This window comes from Neoakkermansia glycaniphila, assembly GCF_001683795.1.
Lineage (GTDB): Bacteria > Verrucomicrobiota > Verrucomicrobiia > Verrucomicrobiales > Akkermansiaceae > Akkermansia > Akkermansia glycaniphila.
Genome location: NZ_LIGX01000032.1, coordinates 115,184 through 136,428, shown reverse-complemented (window position 1 = coordinate 136,428; position 21,245 = coordinate 115,184). Strand labels below are relative to the sequence as shown.

Genomic DNA, 21,245 nt, shown 5'->3' with positions numbered 1-21,245 from the left:
CTACAATGATAAAATTTAGAACGTATAAGTTGTGTTGATGGAATATACGTTACGAGTATAAGGGGTGGAAAAACCGCCAAGATCGGCATTCGTGTAAGCGTAGCCAACAGCTACGGACCAAGATCTGTCCAACCTCCACGACAGCCCCACATTGAAATTGTAAGTCGTTTCCTTGTGATCACCCAAGCCGGCCTCACCATCCGAATAATCACTGAACATTGCAGAAGCTCCGTAATTCAACGAAAGGACATGAGTCAATTTTTGAGTGCAGTTAACACCCAAACGCCATGTGCTATTGGAACCGTAATTGCGGCCATCATAATATGTGCCTACGCTTTCATTATTGTAGGAAACATAACAACTGATGGACATACTGTCCGTCACTACCCGGTTATATCCACCGGACAGCGTAGGATATACCTTGGTACCGGCTCCTTGCTGAATCTTTATCTGAGTACCGACATTCATCGACACATTGGACCTAGGAGACAGCGCGTGCTGTATACCCACTGTCGTATAAATATTCTGGCTGTTATAGCCCTCCTGTCGCAACACGAATTGTCCGCTGGCATTGGCCAAATAGGAAGTGCGTTCTGAAGCCTTGAAAGACAAACTTTCCCCAATATTCACATATTCGCGATTGTCATCCTGATACTCGCTTTCGGAATACAGAATACCGCTATAGCTGACATTCGTATTCAAGGCCCAACGGGGATCCAAACTCTTGCCTACCGTATGGGATGTATTGAAAGTAAACGTATTTCCCTGGCGCCTGGAAGCGGAAATGCCATCCGCATAGTTGGGGTCAGGCGTATAGGCCACAGAATTGTGCATCGTGTACCGCAATGTCGAATCGAACGCATGCGTCAATTGCATCGACAAGCTGGAATTGCCGATAACCTGATCCGTACGCCCGTGCATATTGCGCGTATACACGTCACCCCCCAACAGGGCATTGTAACTCAACTGTGTCCGCGCATCCTGATTCGAGTAGGAAGAACCCAGCGAGAATCCTACATAGGAAGAACTTTCATGAACCGGATTGCTCTTCGCCACAGCATTGACATTATCGTCATAACCAGCCGATAAGGTAAACGACCATTTCAGGGGAGACGATTCCAGCAATCCGACAGACGGAGTCACATCGTACAAGGAAGATGCTTGGACATTAGCACTAACCGCACCAATTCCAAGCATCATCAAAAAAAACGTATTTTTCATAAAGGCCTAGCCGTACAAACGAATCAAGGTCAACATGGGCTTATTGAACACTCACATCCGGCGAGGGAGGGGGCACCACAACCGGCCCATCGCAACCGCCGCCGTTAGGGCCATTGCCAGCCTTCACATTATCCTTGGAAAGTAAAGAACGAAACGGAACAGCCGAAGCTTCCTGCGTCTCACCCGAAGTCGCCAGCGGACTGTCAGCAGCCTTGGTCACGACGTACGTCGCAATATCCTTCACCAGAAGCTTCGCTTCATCCGTATTACCCAAAACCGATTGCACCTCCTTGGATACAGGTTCCAAGACACGATATGGCGTCTCATGCGCCATAACGGCAGCAATCGCAACTTCCTTCACAGTCGGCAAATTCTTCTTGGCGTCGAAACTCGTCAGAGCAGCGCGAACAATGTCAGTCACCGCTTCCGGCGACTTCTGCACAGCATCACGTACAATGACAACCATTTTCCCGGAATCGGCCTTCTCATTCTTGATCTGGGCAGCAACACCGGAAGCAACCTGTTGCTTTTGTTCAGCAGTAATGGCGCCGGCAACACACACACAGGACAAAGCCGCAGCCATAACTCCCAACTTCTTAAAAACGCACGTTTTCATCATTAGCGCACTTGGGTAAAATTCAAAATAGAAAGAGTGGAGCGGGTAACGGGAATCGAACCCGTGTGATCAGCTTGGAAGGCTGGAGCTTTACCATTAAGCTATACCCGCTTGACGTTTGCATTTTAGCAGACCTCCGCACCTTGGCAAGCATTTTTTCTAGCAGCATGATTTTTTTCTTTTTGCTTGACCGCCTCCCAGCCGTGGAGTAGGGTTCTTCCATCTCCACACGCGGGTGTCGTTCAATGGTAGGACGCGAGCTTCCCAAGCTTGAGACGTGGGTTCGATTCCCATCACCCGTACCAATTTTCTGCAGCGCGGCAGTAACTGTTTGCACCTTGCCGACAACAGCACACACATTCATTTCCCATTGTCGGACAGGGATTTTTCAACAAACTTGTACCCTTCGCCTCACTTGTCTTTCACAACATGGCAAACTCTGAGATTGTGTCGTTTCACGCATCGTGCCATGCTAAAAACAAGCAACAAAAAACAATCGATTCATTTTCAAGGATTTTGATCATAAAATAACCCAACAAGGCAGCACACTTCATCAAGGCTGGTCCGAGCCGCAGCCAAAAACATCACCCGGCTTCCATCGCCCCACGACTTCCTTCGCCATACACCCATTCCAGACAGTTTTTGAACGTAAAACCTGCTCCGAGCCACAAAGAACCTGAACGAGCCGTTTTCCATCATCGCCATGAACCAAAAGACTCTCCTGACCGATATTCCCGACTCCATACGACAAGGTGCCACACAAGAAGAATGGGAAGACTATACATGGCAGCTCAGGCACAGCTTCAACTCGATCCCCAAGCTGGAAGCGGCCCTCCGCCTCAGCACCGAAGAACGAAACGCCCTGCTCCATGCCGCCGAGAGGCTGGCCGTCAGCATCACCCCCTATTTCCTGAGCCTGATCGATCCCGACAATCCATGCGACCCGTTGCGGAGGCAAGTCATCCCGCACATGGATGAAACCATTGTCGGGGAAGAAGAAATGGCCGATCCTTGCGGCGAAGACGATCGCATGGTAGCCCCCGGCCTCGTCCACCGTTACCCGGACCGCGTTCTCCTGCTGGCCACAGACCGCTGCGCCTCCTATTGCCGCCACTGCACACGCTCTCGTGTCGTCTCCGGCGTCACGGATCATAAACTGCGCACCAACTGGGATGCCGCCTTCGACTATATCCGCCGCCATACAGAAATCCGCGATGTGCTCCTTTCCGGCGGAGACCCCCTTCTCCTCCCCGACTCCCGGCTGGATTCCATCCTCTCCGAACTCCGCAGCATTCCTCATATCGAATTCCTGCGCATTGGCTCGCGCATTCCGATCTTCCTCCCGCAGCGCATCACGGACTCCCTCTGCGCCACTCTGCGCAAACACGCACCCCTGTTCCTCTCCGTCCACGTCAACCATCCCAGCGAACTCACAGGCGAAGCCGAAGAAGCGCTCGTCCGGCTGGCAGACCATGGCATCCCGCTCGGCAGCCAGACTGTCCTCCTCAAGGGCATCAACGACGACATCGCCATCCAGCGTCCCCTGTACCACCGGCTGCTGCAATGCCGCGTCCGGCCCTACTACCTTTACCAGTGCGATCTGATCGAAGGCTCCCGCCATTTCCGCACCACCCTGCAGACGGGAATCGACATCATTTCAGCACTCCGCGGCCACACTTCCGGCTACGCCATCCCGCAGTACGTCGTGGACGCACCGGGCGGCGGCGGCAAAATCCCCGTCAACCCGGATTACATCGTCGAACAAACGGACGACCACGTCACGCTGCGCAATTATGCAGGCCAGCTTTATACCTACCCCCTCTTTTCATGACCCGGCATTTTTTTATTGCAGGCAGCAGATGAATGTGATGCAATAACCGCCGTTCACTTATGATTGCCACACGGGAAGATCTGCTCCAATGGAAGCTCCGTGCCGGTCGCCAAGCCCCTGCTCGAGTTGTTCTGGACTTGGAAGCAGACAGCCTGCACAGGTATCAGGAAAAAATTTGCCTCATCCAGTATGCGGATGAAGAAGGCGTATGCCTACTCGACCCCCTCGCCATGGAAGACATGCGGGCCTTTACGACCTGGCTGTCGGAATCTGACATTTGGATGCACGGCGCCGATTACGACATGAGCCTCATGTTGAACGGATTCAACACCCTGCCCCACCTCATTCTGGACACGCAGATCGCCGCCCGCCTGCTCGGCTTTCGCCAATTCGGCCTTGCCGCTCTCGTCGAACACTTCTACGGCATCCAGCTCAGCAAAACAAACCAGAAGGCGGACTGGGGCAAACGGCCCATCTCGCAGGCCATGCTCGAATACGCGCAATCGGACGTCCAGTACATGCTCGACATGGCGGACAAACTCTGCGCCGAATTGCGCAGCAAAGGCCGCTACGAATGGTTCCTAGAAACCTGCCGCCACAACATGGAACGCGCCCGCGAACGCATGGCGGAAGAATCGCCAGACTCATGGCGCATCCGCGGCTGCGGCCGCCTGCAACGGCGAGGACTGGCCGCGCTCAAAACCCTCTGGACATGGCGCGACAGGGAAGCCCAGTCATGGGACAAACCCTCGTTCATGGTCTGCTCGAACGACGACCTCCTGCGCTGGAGCACCGCCCTGCAGGAAGGCAACAGCATCACACCGCACAGCCGCTTCCACACCCATCGCGCCGCCCGCTTCCTGAAAGCTGTCGAGACCTTCCACGGCATGGATGAAAACGATTATCCCTGCCGCATCAGCCGGCCCCGGCCCGCCTACGACGACCAATTCGAAACCCGGCTGGAAAACTGGATTCAACGCCGCAACGAGGCGGCTGAAAAGCTCGATCTCGACCCATCCTTCGTCGCACCGCGGGCCATCATGGAATCCATCGCAACCAATGAAGAAACGGGATTCACCCATCTCCTGAACTGGCAAAGGGAAGTCATGGGCATCCATTGACGCATGAACGACACCAACACGCCTCTCCTCTCAGTCGAACATCTCCGCTTCATCCATCCTTCGGGCCGTGGCAAGCTGGATGATTTGACATTCGACATCGCCCGGGGAGACTTCGTTCTCGTCACCGGACCGTCCGGCAGCGGCAAATCCACGCTGCTCCGCCTCCTCTCCGGACTCGATGCCCCGCAATCCGGCAGCATCCGCCTGCTCGGCACGGAACTGTCCGACACCCCGCCAGCCACACTCAGGCACCGCCTCGGCTTCGTCATGCAAACCCCGATACTGGACGACAACCTCTCCATCCGGAACAATCTCCTTCTCCCCTTCACCTTCCGCGCCAACAAAACACTCTCCCGGCCGGACGACTCCACTCTTGCCGCCGCCATGCAGCGCCTCGGCCTGCAAGACATCCCTCTGGATGAAACCGCCTCCCGCCTCAGCACAGGACAAAAGCAACGCCTGACCCTCATACGCGCCGTCCTGCTCCAGCCCGACCTCCTCCTGCTCGACGAACCCACCAGCGCCCTTGACCCCGCCAACACTGGAGAAGTCGAGAAATACCTCGAAGCCCTGGCCGATGCCGGCACGGGCATCATCTGCATCACGCATCAGGCCTACCGCCCGTCACGCCCCTACCGCACGCTGTATCTGGACAACGGCCGCGCCACCTGGGCTTCCCCCTCCGCGTCATGAACAACACCTCCTACATGGAAATCGGCCTCGTCCCCCTCTTCCTCAGTGTCGGTTTCGTCCTGCTCTCCTGCACCCTCTCCTTCATCCGCGGCCTCGGCCTCGAGAAGAGCCTGCTGCTCGCCACCGCACGCACCTTCATCCAGCTCTTCGCCGTCGGCTACATCCTGCAGTTCCTCTTCCAATCAGGGCAATGGTACTGGGTCGCCGCCTTCTTCATCGCCTCCATCCTCACCGCCACCCAGATCGTCAGGGGCAATGTCGGCAAGCAATCCACCTCCTACCTCCTCCCCTCATTCGCCTCCATCCTGCTCACCAGCTTCTTCATCCTCACCGTCGTCACCGGAGGCATCATCGAAGTCAACCCCTGGTGGGATGCCCGCTTCTTCATCCCCATCGGGGGCATGATCATCAGCAACACCATGAACGCCCTCGGCATCTCGCTCGGCTACTACTTCAAGCAAATGGAAGCGCGGCGGGGAGAAGTCGAAATGCGCCTCCTCCTCGGAGCCTCGCCCGCCGAAGCCAGCCAGCCCATCGTCCGCGAAGCCCTCGTACTGGGCATGCGCCCCTCCATCAACACCATGATGAGCGTCGGCATCGTCGCCCTTCCCGGCATGATGACGGGGCAAATCCTCGCGGGAGCCGACCCCGTGCAGGCCATCCGCTACCAGATCGTCGTCCTGCTCATGATCTCCACGGCCACCGCGCTCGGCTCCTTCCTCTGCCTCGAATGGATACGCCGCCGCCGATTCACCCGGCAGGGAACCCTCCGTTCCTGATCCGCCGCACGAAAAAAATCCGCTTCGCGCATTTTTTTCTCTCTCGAAAGACATTATACTTGACTCCGCAACAAAAAAACGGTAGTTTCTTCGCCCGATTCCCGAACGAATTATCAAACTTTATCATCATGCGTTCAGTTACTGTAAGAAAAGGAGAACCTATCGACCGCGCACTCAAGCGCCTCAAGACAAAACTCGACACGGAAGGCATTCTTGACGAAATGCGCCGTCGCCGTGCTTTTGAAACACCCATGGACGAACGCCGCCGCAAGGCTCGCTCCGCTTCCAAGCGCAACAAAGTCAAGTGGCGCTTCACGAACAAGGAAGAAATTCCCGCCGAAGCGATCACTCCCGCCCCTGAAGCCTAAACCTCCTGGTTCGGGAAATCGAAAATCTTGAAAAAAGGGGCAAGCTCCATGCGAGTTTGCCCCCTTTCATTTCCACCCATGAACACCTCCCTGTCTCAGCAACTCTTCACCCGCGGCAAGGCCGTCATCCCCGGAGGGGTCAACTCCCCCGTCCGCGCCTTCAAACTCGTCGATGGCACCCCCTTCTTCGTCCGCTCCGCCAAGGGAGCCCACCTGCGCGATGAAGACGGCAACGACTACATCGACTACATCGGCACATGGGGCCCCGCCATCCTCGGCCATGCGCCGGACAAAATCATCGCCGCCGTAGGAGACGCCATCACGCGGGGACTGGGATACGGCACACCCACCGCCGTTGAAGTGGACATGGCGGAAACCATCGTCCGCTGGATACCCTCCATCGACAAAGTCCGCATGACCAGCAGCGGCACGGAAGCCACCATGTCCGCCATCCGGCTGGCTCGCGGCTACACGGGCCGGAAATACATCATCAAATTCGAAGGCTGTTACCACGGCCATGTCGACTCCCTCCTCGTCTCCGCCGGATCCGGAGCCCTCACCTGCGGCAAGCCGGACAGCGCAGGCGTACCCGATGCCTTCGCCGCCCTCACCATCGCCCTGCCCTACAACGACAAGGAAGCCGTCCGGCAGGCATTCGCCGCGCACGGCAGCGACATAGCCGCCATCATCCTCGAACCCTACCCGGCCAATGCCGGCCTATACTTCCCGAAGGACAACTTCCTCGAATACCTGCGCGACATCACCGCACGCCACGGCGCCCTCCTCATCTTCGACGAAGTCATGACCGGCTTCCGCCTCGGCAAAGACGGCGTACAGGGCATCCACGGCATCACGCCGGACATCACCTGCCTCGGCAAAGTCATCGGCGGAGGCCTCCCCGTCGGAGCCTTCGGCGGCCGGGCGGACATCATGGACTGCGTCTCCCCCCTCGGTCCCGTCTACCAGGCAGGCACCCTCTCCGGCAACCCCATCGCCATGACAGCGGGCCTCACTCAACTGCGCGAACTGGAAAACACCGATGCCTACTCCCGGCTGGAAAACCTCGGCGCACGCCTCGAAGAAGGCATCCGCAAAGCTCTTGCGGACACGGGCAACCCCTTCACCTTCCACCGCACCGGATCCATGTTCTGCCTCTTCTTCACCGCAAAAGAAGTCAACAACCTGCAGGATGCCATGACCGCCTCACTGGAGCAATACCGCCCCTTCTTCCGCTCCCTGCTGGAACAAGGAGTTTACTTTGCCCCCTCGCCGTACGAAACGGGGTTCATCTCCGCCGCCCACACGGAAAGCGACATCGATCACACGGTCGCAGCCGTTGCACGAGCCCTGAAATCAATCGGCTGATTTGCAATTTTCTAATCTATCCTCAAATTTAGTCTTGCATTCCATCGGAAAAAAGTGCATCCTCGGCGACCGCATTTGCAAGATAGTCCCAAGCAGACTTACAAATTTAACACTATGAGAAAGTACGAAGCACTGATCGTCCTCAACATGAAGGGCGTTACCTCCATGGACGACCTTATCCAATCCGTTGCCGACCAGCTGAAGGAAGAAGGCGCCCAGATCACCGAAATCAAGAACATCGGACGTCGCGAATTCGCTTACGAATCCAACCACATCAAGGCTGGCCAATACGTTCTCTACACCTTCAATGCCGAACCCTCCGTCATCCGCGCAGCACGCGAACGCCTCGCCATCGACGAACAGGTTCACTACCAGTACTACAGGTCCTGCTAAGGCAATAGGCGGTACATTCTTTCCATAAGAAACGCGGCTTCCGACAAGGCAGCCGCGTTTTTTCCGTACCCCTGCCGCTCCGCAATGCGACGGCCTCGCCCCAACTTCTACACCTCAAAACCGAACGACTCCAACACACCCGGCACGCCGTCCGCAAACGACGGATACAAAGGCTGCCAGCCCAAAGCCATCAGCAACGCACTCGACACCCGCTGGTTCGTACCGCCGCGGCGGGAAAAACAACCATCGTCCGCAGGAATATCCAGCCCCGTCAATTCCGACAGGTAACCGTACACATCGGCCTTCACCATCGGCACAGCATCCGCCACATTATAGCATTGGTGCCGGCAATCCGACACAGCCAGCAGGGCCAAAGCCGCCACAGCATCGTCCCGGTGCACATAATTCAGCCAGCGATCGCCCGCGCCGTGTACACAGCCCGATCCATCCAAAAACCTCCTCAGCAGCACGGAGCGGCCCGGACCATACAAAGGCGCCAGCCGGGCCACAATACCGCCGGACTGCCTCAGCAGGCGTTCCGCCTCCAGCAAAACGCGCCCTTGGCCATGCAACGGTTCGCAGGCATGCGCCTCCGTCGCCCAACTGCCATCCAGAATCCCATACAGAGACGTACTGGAACACAAAATGCGGCGCGCACCCGGAAACAGCTCGTTCACAACCTCCACCGCACGCACATACAAACGGCGGTAATCGTCACAATCTCCGCCGGACGTACTCATGCACAGAAAAACCGTATCGGGTTCTCCCAGTTCGGCAGCCTTCGCTGCCATCACATCGCCGCGCGTCACATCGGCCACCACATCGGCACGATCCGCCACCATATCGAACCTCCGCGACTCCACTCCCTCGCGCAGCCAATACTCGTGCAACGCGGCACCAAGGTAGCCTCCGCCCAAAATCCAGACGGACCGGGGATGATGCTCAGCGACCATGTTGCCAGACCAGTTCCGCAAGTTCCAAATCCCCGGGAAGCGTAATCTTGAAATTGATACCCCCGGCCACAAGCTTCGTCGCCACCCCCAGAGTCTCCATCGCGGAAACCTCATCCGTCACCGTCAACCCCTGCTCGCCCACCCTCCGGTAAGCCTCGGACAAAAGACGCACATCAAAAATCTGCGGCGTCTCCATCGCCCAAAGCCCATTCCTGTCCACAGCTTCCGGCATACTGAAACCGTCCGCAGTCGCCCGCTTGAGCGTATCCGCCACCGGATGGGCGCATGCAGCGGCTCCGGACTCCTGCGCGGCCCGGAAACAGCGCATCACATCCTCAGGGCGCACCAGCGGGCGAGCCGCATCATGCACCGCCACCCACGTCGCATCACCGGACAAGGCAGCCAACCCGGCCGCCACGGAATCCTGCCGCTCGACCCCTCCATCCACCCTGCAGACCGGCACGCGGAAACTCTCCCGGTGCAAACCGAGCAGCTCCCACCGGTCGAGCGGGCACACCACCACCATCTCTCCGATACAGGACGCCCCAAGCAAAGCATCGATACTCCGCTTGAGCACAGGCTCGCCGCCGAGCGAAGCGGCGAGCTTATCGAAACCGGCGCGCCGCGATGAACCGGCGGCCACAATCAGAGCAGCAACGTGAGGCATGAATAAAACCCAATCAGGCCAGGCGCGCACCCACGAGCTGCGCCAGCAGTTTACCGGGAGCACGGCCATCGGTACGCTCCTGCATGGCCTTCATCACGCGCCCCATATCCTTCTTGCCGGAAGCCCCCGTCTCGGCGACCACCTGCTCCAACACGGCCTTCACCTCCTCCTCCGACATCTCGGCAGGCAGAAAGGCGGAAAGCACCTTGATCTCGGCTTCCTCCTTGGAACTCAAATCTTCACGATTGGCAGCGCGATACTGCTCCGCCGCATCCACACGCTGCTTGATCTGCTTGCGAACCACGGCAACCGTCTCATTCTCATCCAGCTCGGCATGCAGATTACCCTTCGCAATACTGGCATTCGTGAGAGCCGTCTTCAAAGCGCGCAAGGCATTCAAAGCCACCGTATCCTTCGCACGCATGGCTGTCTTCATCTCTTCTACAAGAGTATCGGAAATCGCATTCATCGCCATTCATTAAAACAGGAGCCCTCCTTCACAGCAAGAAGAAACCCGGTCATCGCCGGAAGGCGATACATGCCTCTCCGCATCTCATCCCATCCTCCGAACCGCCGGCCGTCATGCACGGTTCATTCAGGCAGCAGCCACATGAATTCTTGACTCCCCCGGGCAAAAAAGGTATAAACATCCTATGAGTACGAATTTCAGTTGGGAAATGCGCCCGACTGTTGGTGGAATCGACTTTGGTCCCGAACTGAACACTCTACTGCCCCCACTCGTTCGCAAACTGCTGGCACAACGGGGCATCACCGGAAAGGAACAGGCCGAAAAATTCCTCTATCCGCGCCTTGCGGACCTGGGCGACCCATTCTCCCTCGCGGAAATGGACAAGGCCGTCGCGCGCATCTTCGACGCCATCGACAACCGGCAGGAAATCTGCATCTACGGCGACTACGACGTCGACGGCGTAGGCTCCGTCACCCTCCTCCGCGCCATCCTCCGCGCGTATGGCGCAGCGCCCCGCTTCTTCATCCCCATCCGCACGCAGGAAGGCTACGGACTCAGCGAAGCGGGCATTGCCCGCTGCATGCGCGAAGGCCCCCTGCCGAACCTCCTCATCACCGTAGACTGCGGCACATCCTCCGTCGAAGAAGTTGCCGCACTTCAGGCCATGGGAATCGACGTCATCATACTCGACCACCACGAAGCAGGCCCTCTCGGCAGGCCGGACGCCGTCGCCGTCATCAACGCCAAACTCGAAACCGAAAGCCCGCTCACCTACCTGTGCAGCGCCGGAGTCGTCTTCAAACTGGCACACGCACTCCTCAAGGAACGCAAAGTGCCCGGCTTCGACCTCAAACACTATCTGGACATCGTCGCCATCGCCACCGTGGCGGACATCGTTCCCCTCGTCGCGGAAAACCGCCTCCTCACCCGCTACGGACTCAAAGTCCTCGGCGAAGGAAGAAACATCGGCCTCCTCGCCCTGAACGAAGTCGCAGGCATGAACCGCTCGCCCAGCGCCTCCCACGTCAGCTTCCGCATCGGCCCGCGCATCAATGCCGCCGGACGCATGGACTCTCCGCTCGACGCCGTCGAACTCCTCATCACGCAGGATTCGATTCGCGCCCGCGCTCTCGCCCAGCGCCTCGACTCCCACAACAAGGCGCGCCAGGCGGAAGAAGAAAAAATTCGCATGGAAGCCATCGACATGCTCCACCGGCATTTCGACCCGGCCAACGACCACGTCATCGTCCTCGGCTCCCCTACATGGCACCCGGGCGTCGTCGGCATCGTCGCCTCCCTGCTCATGCGCCGCTATCACAAACCCACCTTCATCATCTCCATCGATGAAAACGGCCTCGGCAAAGGCTCGGGCCGCTCCATCCCCGGCGTCTCCCTCGTACAGGCAATCCACCACTGCGCCGAACACCTCGAATCCGGCGGCGGACACGACATGGCGGCAGGCCTCGTCATCCGCGAAGAAAAACTCGACGCCTTCCGCAAAGCCTTCAACGCCTTCGTCCGGGAAACCACCTCGGAAAAACAGCGCAAACCCATCCTCCACATCGATGCCGAAGTCACCTTCCCGGAACTGACTCTCGACCTGCTCGACAGCTACGAACTCCTCGAACCCTTCGGCAACACCAACCCACAGCCCGTCTTCATGTCCCGCAACATCGCGCTCACGGACGTGCCGAAACGGCTTCAAGGCAACCACCTGCGACTCTTCCTCAAACAGGGAGTCTCCGAACACGACGCCATCTACTTCAACGGCGGCGAAATGCGCCTCCCCGATCCCCCCTGGGACATCGCCTTCACCATCACGCGCAACGTCTGGCGCGGACGATCCTCCCTCTCCATCTCCATTCAGGACATCCGCTCTTCCGAACCCTGAAAAACGCAACGCGCAAACAAAGCCCCGTCAGGCCGTCATATCCACCAACAGCGACACATCGCCGAGATCAATAATATCCCCACGCGACAAATGGCGGGGAGCATCTTCCGGAGTCAGGGCTACACCGTTGACGGACAAACCGTTCTTGGAACCGAGATCCTGGATCGTCAGCCCCTGAGCCGAATAAAACAACTTCGCATGCTGACGCGAAACGCCGGAATCCGGCACACGGATCAGGCACACGGCCGAATCGCGCCCGATAATCGCTCCCTGAGACACGGCAATCTGCGACAAAGCCGTCACCGACTCCCAGTTCTGCCCGTCCAGCAACATGCCGGAAAGCTTCAAATGCCCCGTCACCGAACGCAAATCGTCAGCGCGCGGCGGCAGCATCGGAATCTCCTGCGTCGCCGTCATGGCGGAAGGCAACCCCTTGCCGAGCTTCCACTTCGTACGCAAATAATCGCGCTTGGCCAGCGGCCGCAGATAAATTGGATCATTGGATGCGGAATTGGTCGTCTCCGCACGCTTCCCGACCGGAACCTTCAACCGCGTCTGAGCCTCCGGGCCTGTCGTATTCCGGCTGCCGAGACTGCGCCGCAGCTCCTCCACCTCATTCCGGAAAGCCATAACCGCCGCCTCAAGCCGCTCCGCCTGCTTCGTCAGCAGCATACACCGCGCCTTCACGGAATCTTCTTCCGTCAGCGCAGTCGTAAGCGAATGAGTAATGGATGTCGTGGAACCCATAGAGGAGAGATAAGCGAATTGTAGGAATTTGGACACATACTTCAACCATAAAGTTGAAAAAAGGACGAAAAAAATACGTGGAAGCCGCAGAAAACCTTTCGTGGCACCCGAGAAAAGAACCTTCCAAGGCGACTTTAGACTTGCAGTCCCCCTCCTTCTCCTGTTAAATGTCTCCGCACAAATTTGCTCACAAAGAGCGCGCCTGGAAATATGAAGACGAGCACCATTCTTTCCGTCCCCGATGCTACAGCGGCACTGGACTACATGTCGAACAAGGTTGATAATCTGAGCGAAACGATGATGCTCAACATGGGTCCGTCCCACCCGGCAACACACGGCGTGCTTCGTCTGGCTCTGGAGCTCGACGGCGAAGTCGTCACCAAGTGCGACCCCGTCGTCGGCCACCTGCACCGCGGCATGGAAAAAATCGGTGAAAGCATCCACTACAACCAGTTCGTCACCTACACCGACCGCTTCGACTACCTCGCGCCGATGAGCAACAACATCGCCTATGCCTGCGCCGTCGAAAAACTCATGGGCTGGGAACTTCCCGAACGGGGCAAAGCCCTCCGCGTCTTGTGCTGCGAACTCTCCCGCCTCTCCTCCTGCTTCCTCGGCGTCGGCGTGTATGCCATGGACGTAGGCGCCATGACCGTCTTCCTCTACTGCTACGAAGAACGCGAAAAAGTGCACAACTTCTACGAACAGATCTGCGGCGCACGCTTCACATCCTCCTACACCCGCATCGGCGGCCAGACCCGCGACCTCCCTGCCGGACTTGAAAAGGAAATCTTCGCCTTCTGCGACAGCTGCGAAAAAACCATCGACGAAATCCAGGCCCTGCTGCTCAAAAACAAAATCTTCGTCGACCGCCTCGTCGGCGTCGGCACCCTCACGAAGGAACAGGTACTCCAGTACGGCATGACCGGCCCGAACCTCCGAGCATCCGGCGTCAAACGCGACCTCCGCAAGACCAACCCCTACCTCGGCTACGAAAACTACGACTTCGACATCCCCATCGGCGAACACGGCGACTGCTACGACCGCTTCATGGTACGCGCCGAAGAAATGCGCCAATCCGTCCGCATCGTCCGCCAGGTCTGCGAAAAAATGCCCTCCGGCCCCATCAACGTCCAGACGGACAAAGGAATTCTCCCGGAAAAACAGGCCGTCATGACCGGCATGGAGGAACTCATCCGCCAATTCATGGTCTCCACCATGTGCGTGGATGCCCCTGCGGGCCAGGTCTACTTCGCCGCCGAAAATCCCAAAGGTGAACTCGGCTTCTTCATCGACTCCAAGGGCGGCGGCATCCCGAACCGCATGAAAGTGCGCTCTCCCTCCTTCTGCTCCCTCTCCGTGCTGCCCGAACTGATCCCCGGCCACCTCGTATCCGACATTCCCGCCATTCTGGGCTCCTTCGACTTCGTGCAAGGCGAATGCGACCGCTAAACAACCGAACTCCTCCACCAATCTCACTGCATCATGTCCGAATCTCCCGCCAACAACTTCGACGCCATCGTCGAGCACAAACCCAGCCCGGGCGAACAACATTACGAGAAATTCCGCGTCACGCCCGAACTCACGGCCGAAGCCAAACGCATCATCTCGCTGTACCCCGAAGGCAAGGCCCAGTCCGCCGCCGTCCCGATCCTGCATGAAATCCAGAAAAGGTTCGGCTACATCTGCGGAGACTCAGTCATCTGGGTTGCGGAACAGATCGGATGCACCCCTGCCCACGTCATCGGCATCGTCACCTTCTATCCCGGCCTTCGCCAGAGCTGCCCCGGCAAATTCCACATCCGAGTCTGCCGCACCCTCTCCTGCGCCATGGCCGGCAGCGAAGACCTCTTCGACACGCTCTGCGAAAAAGTCGGCATCGACAAAAAAGCCATCAACCACGACAACCCTATCGGTGTGAGCCCGGACGGCCTCTGGAGCATCGAATTCGTCGAATGCCTCGCCCAGTGCGGCTTCGCCCCCTCCGTCATGGTCAACGACCACACCCACTCCCTCGTCACCCCCGACAAGGCCGACGACCTCATCAGCACCTACGCGGGCAAGTAACCCCTTCACTTTCCACCGACCATGAGCATCACCTACAAGCCCGGAAAGGAACCTCACCCCAAGGAAACGCGCCGCATCTTCAAAAATGTGGACCGTGCCGACTGGGACCCCTCCATCGAAACCGCCATCAAGGACGGAGCCTACGAAACCTTGAAAAAGGCCCTCAAGATGGAACCCGCGCAAGTCATCGACGAAGTCAAGAAAAGCGGCCTCCGCGGCCGTGGCGGCGCAGGCTTCCCCACCGGCGTCAAGTGGACGTTCATCCCGAAAGGCAACACCAAGCCCGTTTACCTCGTCTGCAACTGCGACGAATCCGAACCCGGCACCTTCAAGGACCGCTACGTCGTCCATCAGGACCCGCACCAGCTAATCGAAGGCATGATCATCTCGTGCTACGCCGTCGGTGCCCACTTCGGCATCATCTACATGCGCGAAGAATTCCCGGAAGCGGCCAAACTCATGGTCAAATCCCTCGAAGACGCCAAACAGAAAGGCTTCCTCGGCAGCAACATCTGCGGCTCCGGCTTCGACCTCGAAATCATCGTCCAGCGCGGCGCAGGCGCCTACATCTGCGGTGAAGAAACCTCCCTCATCAACTCCATCGAAGGCGTGCGCCCCTACCCGCGCATCAAGCCCCCCTACTTCCCCGCAGCCATCGGCCTCTACGGCTGCCCCACCATCGTCAACAACGTCGAATCCCTCTGCCAAGTCAAACACATCATCGACATGGGCGGCGAGGCCTACAGCCGGATCGGCGCACAACGCTCCCCCGGCACCCGCATCATCGGCGTATCGGGCGACGTGAAAAAACCCGGCTACTACGAAATCGTCTCCGGCTCCATCACCTTCGGCGAACTCCTGTACGACCTTTGCGGAGGCCCCAGAGAAGGCCGCACCTTCAAGGCCATCATCCCCGGCGGCTCCTCCTCCAAAGTCATGCGCTGCGATGAAGTCCTGAAAGGACGCAATGCAGACGGCACCATCCGCGAACTCACCATCTTCGACGTACCGCTCGACCTCGACTCCATCGCCCAATACGGCTCCATGGCCGGTTCCGGCGGCGTCATCGTCATGGACGACTCCCGCAGCATGCCCGCCATGCTCAACAACCTCAACAAATTCTACGCCCACGAATCCTGCGGCCAGTGCACTCCCTGCCGCGAAGGCTGCCCGTGGATGCTCAAACTCACCGACCGCATGCTCAAAGGTGAAGCCTCCCCGGAAGACGTCGACCTTCTCGAACAGGTCGCCTACCAGATCGAAGGCAAAACCGTCTGCGCCTTCGGTGAAGCAGCATCATGGCCCACCGAAGCCATGGTCGCCAAATTCCGCGAAGAATTCCTCGCCCTGACCAAACCCATCAACGCCCTCCTTCCCCACACACCGGAAGCCAAGGCCGCCGCCCAATACCTCGTCCGCGAATAACCCGCCACCTTCCTGCCACAACATGAGTACCACTCCCACATCATTGCCGAAGGACATCGCTGCCGCACAAGGTAAGGTCAATGTCCAGATCAACGGCACATGGCATCAATTCCCCAAAGGCATGCGCATCGCCGATGCCTGCAAATCCGTAGGCGTCGCCGTCCCCTGCTTCTGTTACCATCCGAAACTCGCCATCTCCGGCTCCTGCCGCATGTGCCTCGTCGAGCAGGGCATGCCGCCCCGCCTCGCTCCGGGCCACGCCCCCTGCTACAACGAAGACGGCTACCTTCCCATCCAGTGGATGCCCCGCCCCATCATCGCTTGCGCCAACACCGTATGCGAAAACATGGGCATCCGCACCACCGGCAAAGTCACCTCGGAAGCCCGCCGCGGCGTCCTTGAATTCTTCCTCACCAGCCACCCGCTGGACTGCCCCATCTGCGACCAGGCTGGCGAATGCAAACTGCAGGAATTCTCCAACGACTACGGCCAGGGATACCACCGCTTCACCGAGTCCAAAACCAAAAAGGGCAAAAACATGGACATCGGCCCGCGCATCAACCTCGACCAGGAACGCTGCGTCCTCTGCGGCCGCTGCGTCCGCTTCATGCGCGACATCGCCAAAGACCCCGTCCTCAGCATGTCCCAACGCGGCACCGAAAACCGCATCACCATCTTCCCGGGCCGCCAGCTCGACCACAACTACTCCATGAACACCGTCGATCTTTGCCCCGTCGGCGCGCTCACCTCCAAGGACTTCCGCTTCCAAATGCGCGTATGGTTCCTCAAGAGCACCCCGACCATCGACGTCAACTGCGGCACCGGCATCAACATCAACGTCTGGACGCGTGAAGAAACCGTCTACCGCATCACCCCGAGGCAGAACGACGAAGTCAACTCCTGCTGGATGCCCGACTCCCACCGCCTGAACTACAAATACATCAACTCCGACCAGCGGCTCACGCAACCCTGCGTCCGCACGGACATCGGCGCACCGCACCGCGGCTCCACATGGGATGCAGCCCTCTCGCTGGCCGCCGAACAGTTGAAGAAAATCTCGCCGAAAAACCTCGCCATCATCGCCTCTGCGCGCATGACCGACGAAGAACTCTACATGGTCTCCCAGCTGGCTCACCAGCTCGGCACCGATGCCGTCGAAATCGTCCCGCGCAAGGGAGAAAACGACGACATGCTCATCAGCGACGACCGCAACCCGAACACCAACGGAGCCAAACTCGTCCTCGGCATCAAACGCCCGGGCTACTCCCTCAAATCCATCCGCGAAGGAGTCCGCAACGGCAGCATCACCTCCATCATCGCCCTCGGCGAAGACCTCACGCAGGAAGCCGGATTCACTGCCGAAGACCTCGGCAAACTCGACTACCTCCTCACCGTCGGCCACACCGCCGACGACACCGCGCGGCAGGCAGACATCGTCCTGCCCGGCGTCACCTTCGTCGAAAAATATGGCACCATGATCAACGTCACGGGCCGCATCCAGCGACTCAACCGCGCCATCATGCCCCACGGCGAAGCCCGTGACGACTGGCAGATCCTGCGCGACCTCACCCTCATGCTCGGTTGCGACAACCCCGAACTTGCCGCCTGCGCCTCCGCACAGGACGTCCTCCTCCTCCTCGCCCGTAACAACGAAGCCTTTGCGGGCCTCACATGGGGAGCCATCGACAACGAAGGCAAACAGCTCATCGAAACGGGTGTCACCATCCCCCTCATCGAACGCGAACGTGCGAAGAAATAAGTACACAGGAACAAGACTGAACGAAAACGACCATGATTGAAGCCATTTGCCAATTCTTCGACGATCTGCTGAGCAACCCCGTCTGGTTCTACAGCATCACGACCCTCATCAAGCTCGTCGTATGCTTTGCCGTCGTCATCATCTTCATCCCGATCTGCGTGTTCATCGAACGCCGCGTCGCGGGCCTCATTCAGGACCGCCCGGGACCCAACCGCGCGGGCATCCCGCTCACCATCATCCGCTCACTCGGATCGAAAAAGGAAATACCCTTTGTCAAAGTGCTGGACTTCTTCGGATTCCCGCATGACGGGCGCCTCGCCGGCATCTTCAAATACTTCCGCCTCGACAAGGACATCCCCATCTTCGGCCTTGTCCAGCCCGCGGTAGACGGCGCCAAACTCTTCCTCAAGCAGGACTTCACGCCGCCCTTCGTCCGCAAATTCTACTTCTGGCTCGCTCCGGCACTCGTCCTGGCTCCGCCGCTCGTCACCGCCGCCGTCCTCCCCCTTGCCGGAGAAGTCGAAACCAAATACGGCAACATCTCCATGTGCGTGGCCAACCTCGACATCGGCCTCCTCTGGATATTCGCCCTCGCCTCCATCTCCGTATACGGCCTCACCCTCGCCGGATGGGCCTCCAACTCGAAGTACCCCTTCCTTGGCGGCGTCCGCGCCTCCGCCCAGATGATCTCGTACGAAATCTCCATGGGCCTCTCCATCATCCCCCTGTTGATGATCTACGGCCACCTCAACCTCCAGAACATCGTCCAGTACCAGGCCGACAACGGCTGGATGCTCCTCCCGCTCTGGGGTGAAGGCCTCTCCGAACAGCGCTGGATCCTCCTCATCCCCATCGCCATCAGCTTCATCATCTTCCTCACCTCCATCTTCGCGGAAGCCAACCGAACCCCGTTCGACATGGCCGAATGCGAAACCGACCTCGTCGGCGGCTACCACACGGAATACTCCTCCATGAAATTCGCCCTCTTCTTCATGGGTGAATATGCCGCCATGGTCGTCGGCTCCGCCCTCGTCATCACCCTCTTCCTCGGAGGCTGGTCCATGGGCTTCGGCCTCGATGCATGGTGCGCCGACAACCTCGGCCAGTGGTGGGCAGTCCTCTTCCAGTTCATAGCCTTCCTGCTGAAACTCCTCTTCTTCTGCTACTTCTTCGTCTGGGTGCGCTGGACGCTGCCCCGCTTCCGCTATGACCAGGTCATGAAGCTCGGCTGGCTCGTCTTCTTCGAACTCGCCGTCGTCAACATCTTCCTGACGGCCGCCATCCTCTACTTCGTCCAATAAGCTTCCAACCGCAACAACACATGTCCTACACTCCGATCAAACGCCCCAAGTTCTCCCTCTTGGACAGGATCTACCTGAAGGCACTGGGGCAAGGTCTCTGCATCACGCTCAGGCACCTTGTACTCGCCCTGCTCGGCAAATCCCGCAATAAAAAGGAACTCGGCGGCTCCGGCATAGGCGTCACCATGCAGTTCCCCGAACACCGCTGGGACAAACACCTCCCCGAATACTACCGAGGCGCGCCCGCCCTCGTCCGTGGCGAAGACGGCCGCGAACGCTGCGTCTCCTGCCAGCTCTGCGAATTCATCTGTCCGCCCCGCGCCATCACCATCAAACCCGGCACGCTTCCGGCGGACGCATCCAACCAGAAACCCGAAAAAGGACCGGTCGAATTCGAAATCGACATGCTCCGTTGCATCTACTGCGGCATGTGCCAGGAAGTCTGCCCCGAACAGGCCATCTTCCTGACCAAGGAATACCTCATCACGCCGGAAACCCGCGAAGACGGCAAAAACGACAAAGCCCGCCTCTACGAAATGGGAGGCACCAAACGCGGTCTCGTCAACAAGTGGAACCAATACAAATAAAAACACAGCCATGGAACTCTGCGACATTCTGTTCTACCTCTTCGCCGGGCTGGCGCTGCTGACATCCGTCCTCGTCGTCGCCCTCCGCAACCCCGTCTCCTCCGCCATGTGCATGGCCGTCTCGTTCGCCATGACGGCTGCCGTCCTCTTCGGCCTCGGAGCACACTTCCTCGGCATCATCCAAATCCTCGTCTATGCAGGCGCGATCATGGTGCTCTTCCTCTTCATCATCATGTTGCTCAACGTGAAGAAAGAAGAAAAGGGCCGCCGCGGATGGCTCATCTGCTGCGTCGCCTCCTGCGTCGCCGCGGCATTCGCCGGCATGGTCACCAGCGTCACGCTCAACCTGCCGGGCGGCCGCGACTGCCCCGCCGCCTGCTGCCCCGCCAAGATTCAGGACAAATCCGAACAAAACGCCTACGCCGGCAAACTGCCCAAGATCGATCCCGAGGCCTATGCAGCCAAACACGCCGAACAATTCCGCAAGGACTCTGCCGTCCTCAAGGAACTCAAGGAAGGAGACTTCCCAGACACCACCATGCTCGGCCAGACCCTCTTCGGAAAATACAACTACCAATTCGTACTCCTCGGCCTCATCCTCCTCGTAGGCACCATCGGCGCAGTCGTCCTCTGCCGCCGTCCGGACAGGAAAGACTAACCGCCAATACACCTTCAAGACTATGTTAGCTCATTATCTGATATTCTCGGGACTGCTCTTTGCCGTCGGCCTCGCGGGCGTCATCATCCGTCGCGATATCATCGTCGTATTCATGTGTCTGGAAATGATGCTGAGCGCCGCGAACATCTCCCTCATCGCATTCTCCCGCGCACAGGGCACGGACGGACTCCCCGTCTATGACGGCCAGATCATGGCCCTCTTCGTCTTCGCCATCGCCGCCGCAGAAGTCGCCATCGGCCTCGCGCTCATCGTCGCCATGTACCGCGCCCGCCGCACGGTGGACAGCACAGCCATGACCGTCCTGAAAGACTAA

22 protein-coding genes and 2 tRNA genes are annotated in these 21,245 nt (G+C 58.7%); 17 read left to right on the top strand and 7 right to left on the bottom strand.

The window, feature by feature from the left end:
- Window positions 1-15 precede the first annotated feature (15 nt).
- The 3 genes from AC781_RS09395 to AC781_RS09385 form a co-directional block, all read right to left on the bottom strand.
- Window positions 16-1,221, bottom strand: coding sequence for an oligogalacturonate-specific porin KdgM family protein (locus tag AC781_RS09395; protein WP_067777070.1), 1,206 nt, complete (start codon window positions 1,219-1,221; stop codon window positions 16-18).
- 40 nt (window positions 1,222-1,261) lie between these two features.
- Window positions 1,262-1,804 (bottom strand): hypothetical protein, encoded by a 543-nt coding sequence (locus AC781_RS09390; protein ID WP_071133263.1) that lies wholly within the window; start codon window positions 1,802-1,804, stop codon window positions 1,262-1,264.
- Window positions 1,805-1,874: 70 nt separating this feature from the next.
- A tRNA-Gly gene (locus AC781_RS09385) sits at window positions 1,875-1,948 on the bottom strand.
- 120 nt (window positions 1,949-2,068) lie between these two features.
- Here AC781_RS09385 and AC781_RS09380 point away from each other — a divergent pair.
- From AC781_RS09380 to rpsF, 8 genes are all read left to right on the top strand, one after another.
- Window positions 2,069-2,142 (top strand) — tRNA-Gly (locus AC781_RS09380).
- Window positions 2,143-2,540: 398 nt separating this feature from the next.
- Window positions 2,541-3,668 carry a KamA family radical SAM protein gene (locus AC781_RS09375; RefSeq protein WP_067777064.1) on the top strand — a complete coding sequence of 376 codons (1,128 nt, stop codon included), beginning with the start codon at window positions 2,541-2,543 and terminating at the stop codon, window positions 3,666-3,668.
- 59 nt (window positions 3,669-3,727) lie between these two features.
- The gene (locus AC781_RS09370; protein ID WP_067777061.1) at window positions 3,728-4,789 is read left to right on the top strand and encodes a ribonuclease D; all 1,062 of its coding nucleotides are present in this window, start codon (window positions 3,728-3,730) and stop codon (window positions 4,787-4,789) included.
- 3 nt (window positions 4,790-4,792) lie between these two features.
- Window positions 4,793-5,482, top strand: a complete 690-nt coding sequence (locus tag AC781_RS09365; RefSeq protein ID WP_067777059.1) for an ABC transporter ATP-binding protein — start codon at window positions 4,793-4,795, stop codon at window positions 5,480-5,482.
- Window positions 5,479-6,261 (top strand): ABC transporter permease, encoded by a 783-nt coding sequence (locus tag AC781_RS09360; protein WP_067777056.1) that lies wholly within the window; start codon window positions 5,479-5,481, stop codon window positions 6,259-6,261. The genes AC781_RS09365 and AC781_RS09360 overlap by 4 nt, the downstream gene beginning before the upstream one ends.
- 128 nt (window positions 6,262-6,389) lie before the next feature.
- On the top strand, window positions 6,390-6,629 hold the full coding sequence (rpsU, locus tag AC781_RS09355) for a 30S ribosomal protein S21 (protein ID WP_067777053.1): 240 nt from the start codon (window positions 6,390-6,392) through the stop codon (window positions 6,627-6,629).
- A gap of 78 nt (window positions 6,630-6,707) precedes the next feature.
- Window positions 6,708-7,994, top strand: a complete 1,287-nt coding sequence (gene hemL / locus AC781_RS09350) for a glutamate-1-semialdehyde 2,1-aminomutase (RefSeq protein WP_067777050.1) — start codon at window positions 6,708-6,710, stop codon at window positions 7,992-7,994.
- 114 nt (window positions 7,995-8,108) lie between these two features.
- Window positions 8,109-8,387: a 30S ribosomal protein S6 gene (rpsF, locus tag AC781_RS09345; RefSeq protein ID WP_067777047.1), complete on the top strand. Its 279-nt coding sequence runs from the start codon at window positions 8,109-8,111 to the stop codon at window positions 8,385-8,387.
- Window positions 8,388-8,494: 107 nt separating this feature from the next.
- Here the strand turns inward: rpsF and AC781_RS09340 are convergent, their stop codons facing one another.
- From AC781_RS09340 to AC781_RS09330, 3 genes are read right to left on the bottom strand one after another with little or no spacing between them, the layout of a single operon-like run.
- Window positions 8,495-9,340: an NAD-dependent epimerase/dehydratase family protein gene (locus AC781_RS09340; protein ID WP_067777044.1), complete on the bottom strand. Its 846-nt coding sequence runs from the start codon at window positions 9,338-9,340 to the stop codon at window positions 8,495-8,497.
- Window positions 9,330-10,007, bottom strand: a complete 678-nt coding sequence (ispD, locus tag AC781_RS09335) for a 2-C-methyl-D-erythritol 4-phosphate cytidylyltransferase (RefSeq protein ID WP_067777041.1) — start codon at window positions 10,005-10,007, stop codon at window positions 9,330-9,332. Before ispD ends, AC781_RS09340 begins: the two co-directional genes overlap by 11 nt.
- Window positions 10,008-10,020: 13 nt before the next feature.
- Window positions 10,021-10,476, bottom strand: a complete 456-nt coding sequence (locus tag AC781_RS09330) for a GatB/YqeY domain-containing protein (protein WP_067777038.1) — start codon at window positions 10,474-10,476, stop codon at window positions 10,021-10,023.
- Window positions 10,477-10,660: 184 nt separating this feature from the next.
- On the opposite strand from AC781_RS09330, the gene recJ reads away from it, so the two are divergent.
- Complete coding sequence (gene recJ, locus AC781_RS09325) at window positions 10,661-12,367, top strand: single-stranded-DNA-specific exonuclease RecJ (protein WP_067777035.1); 1,707 nt, start codon at window positions 10,661-10,663, stop codon at window positions 12,365-12,367.
- A 27-nt stretch (window positions 12,368-12,394) separates the two neighbouring features.
- Here the strand turns inward: recJ and AC781_RS09320 are convergent, their stop codons facing one another.
- The gene (locus AC781_RS09320) at window positions 12,395-13,114 is read right to left on the bottom strand and encodes an FHA domain-containing protein (RefSeq protein WP_067777032.1); all 720 of its coding nucleotides are present in this window, start codon (window positions 13,112-13,114) and stop codon (window positions 12,395-12,397) included.
- 210 nt (window positions 13,115-13,324) lie between these two features.
- Between AC781_RS09320 and nuoD the strand changes: the two genes are divergently transcribed.
- The 8 genes from nuoD to nuoK are packed head-to-tail and all read left to right on the top strand — an operon-like array spanning window position 13,325 to window position 21,245.
- Window positions 13,325-14,566: an NADH dehydrogenase (quinone) subunit D gene (gene nuoD, locus AC781_RS09315; RefSeq protein ID WP_067777029.1), complete on the top strand. Its 1,242-nt coding sequence runs from the start codon at window positions 13,325-13,327 to the stop codon at window positions 14,564-14,566.
- Between the two features lie 33 nt (window positions 14,567-14,599).
- A complete protein-coding gene (locus AC781_RS09310) occupies window positions 14,600-15,181 on the top strand; it encodes an NADH-quinone oxidoreductase subunit NuoE family protein (protein ID WP_083076894.1) in 582 nt (193 codons plus the stop codon).
- Window positions 15,182-15,202: 21 nt separating this feature from the next.
- On the top strand, window positions 15,203-16,606 hold the full coding sequence (nuoF, locus tag AC781_RS09305) for an NADH-quinone oxidoreductase subunit NuoF (protein WP_067777026.1): 1,404 nt from the start codon (window positions 15,203-15,205) through the stop codon (window positions 16,604-16,606).
- 22 nt (window positions 16,607-16,628) lie between these two features.
- The gene (locus AC781_RS09300) at window positions 16,629-18,365 is read left to right on the top strand and encodes an NADH-quinone oxidoreductase subunit G (RefSeq protein ID WP_067777023.1); all 1,737 of its coding nucleotides are present in this window, start codon (window positions 16,629-16,631) and stop codon (window positions 18,363-18,365) included.
- Window positions 18,366-18,397: 32 nt separating this feature from the next.
- Complete coding sequence (locus AC781_RS09295; protein WP_067777020.1) at window positions 18,398-19,666, top strand: complex I subunit 1/NuoH family protein; 1,269 nt, start codon at window positions 18,398-18,400, stop codon at window positions 19,664-19,666.
- A 20-nt stretch (window positions 19,667-19,686) separates the two neighbouring features.
- Window positions 19,687-20,253 (top strand): 4Fe-4S binding protein, encoded by a 567-nt coding sequence (locus AC781_RS09290; RefSeq protein ID WP_067777017.1) that lies wholly within the window; start codon window positions 19,687-19,689, stop codon window positions 20,251-20,253.
- 10 nt (window positions 20,254-20,263) lie between these two features.
- Entirely contained in the window at window positions 20,264-20,911 is a 648-nt protein-coding gene (locus tag AC781_RS09285) for an NADH-quinone oxidoreductase subunit J family protein (protein ID WP_067777014.1), read from the top strand.
- A gap of 22 nt (window positions 20,912-20,933) precedes the next feature.
- The gene (nuoK, locus tag AC781_RS09280; RefSeq protein WP_067777011.1) at window positions 20,934-21,245 is read left to right on the top strand and encodes an NADH-quinone oxidoreductase subunit NuoK; all 312 of its coding nucleotides are present in this window, start codon (window positions 20,934-20,936) and stop codon (window positions 21,243-21,245) included.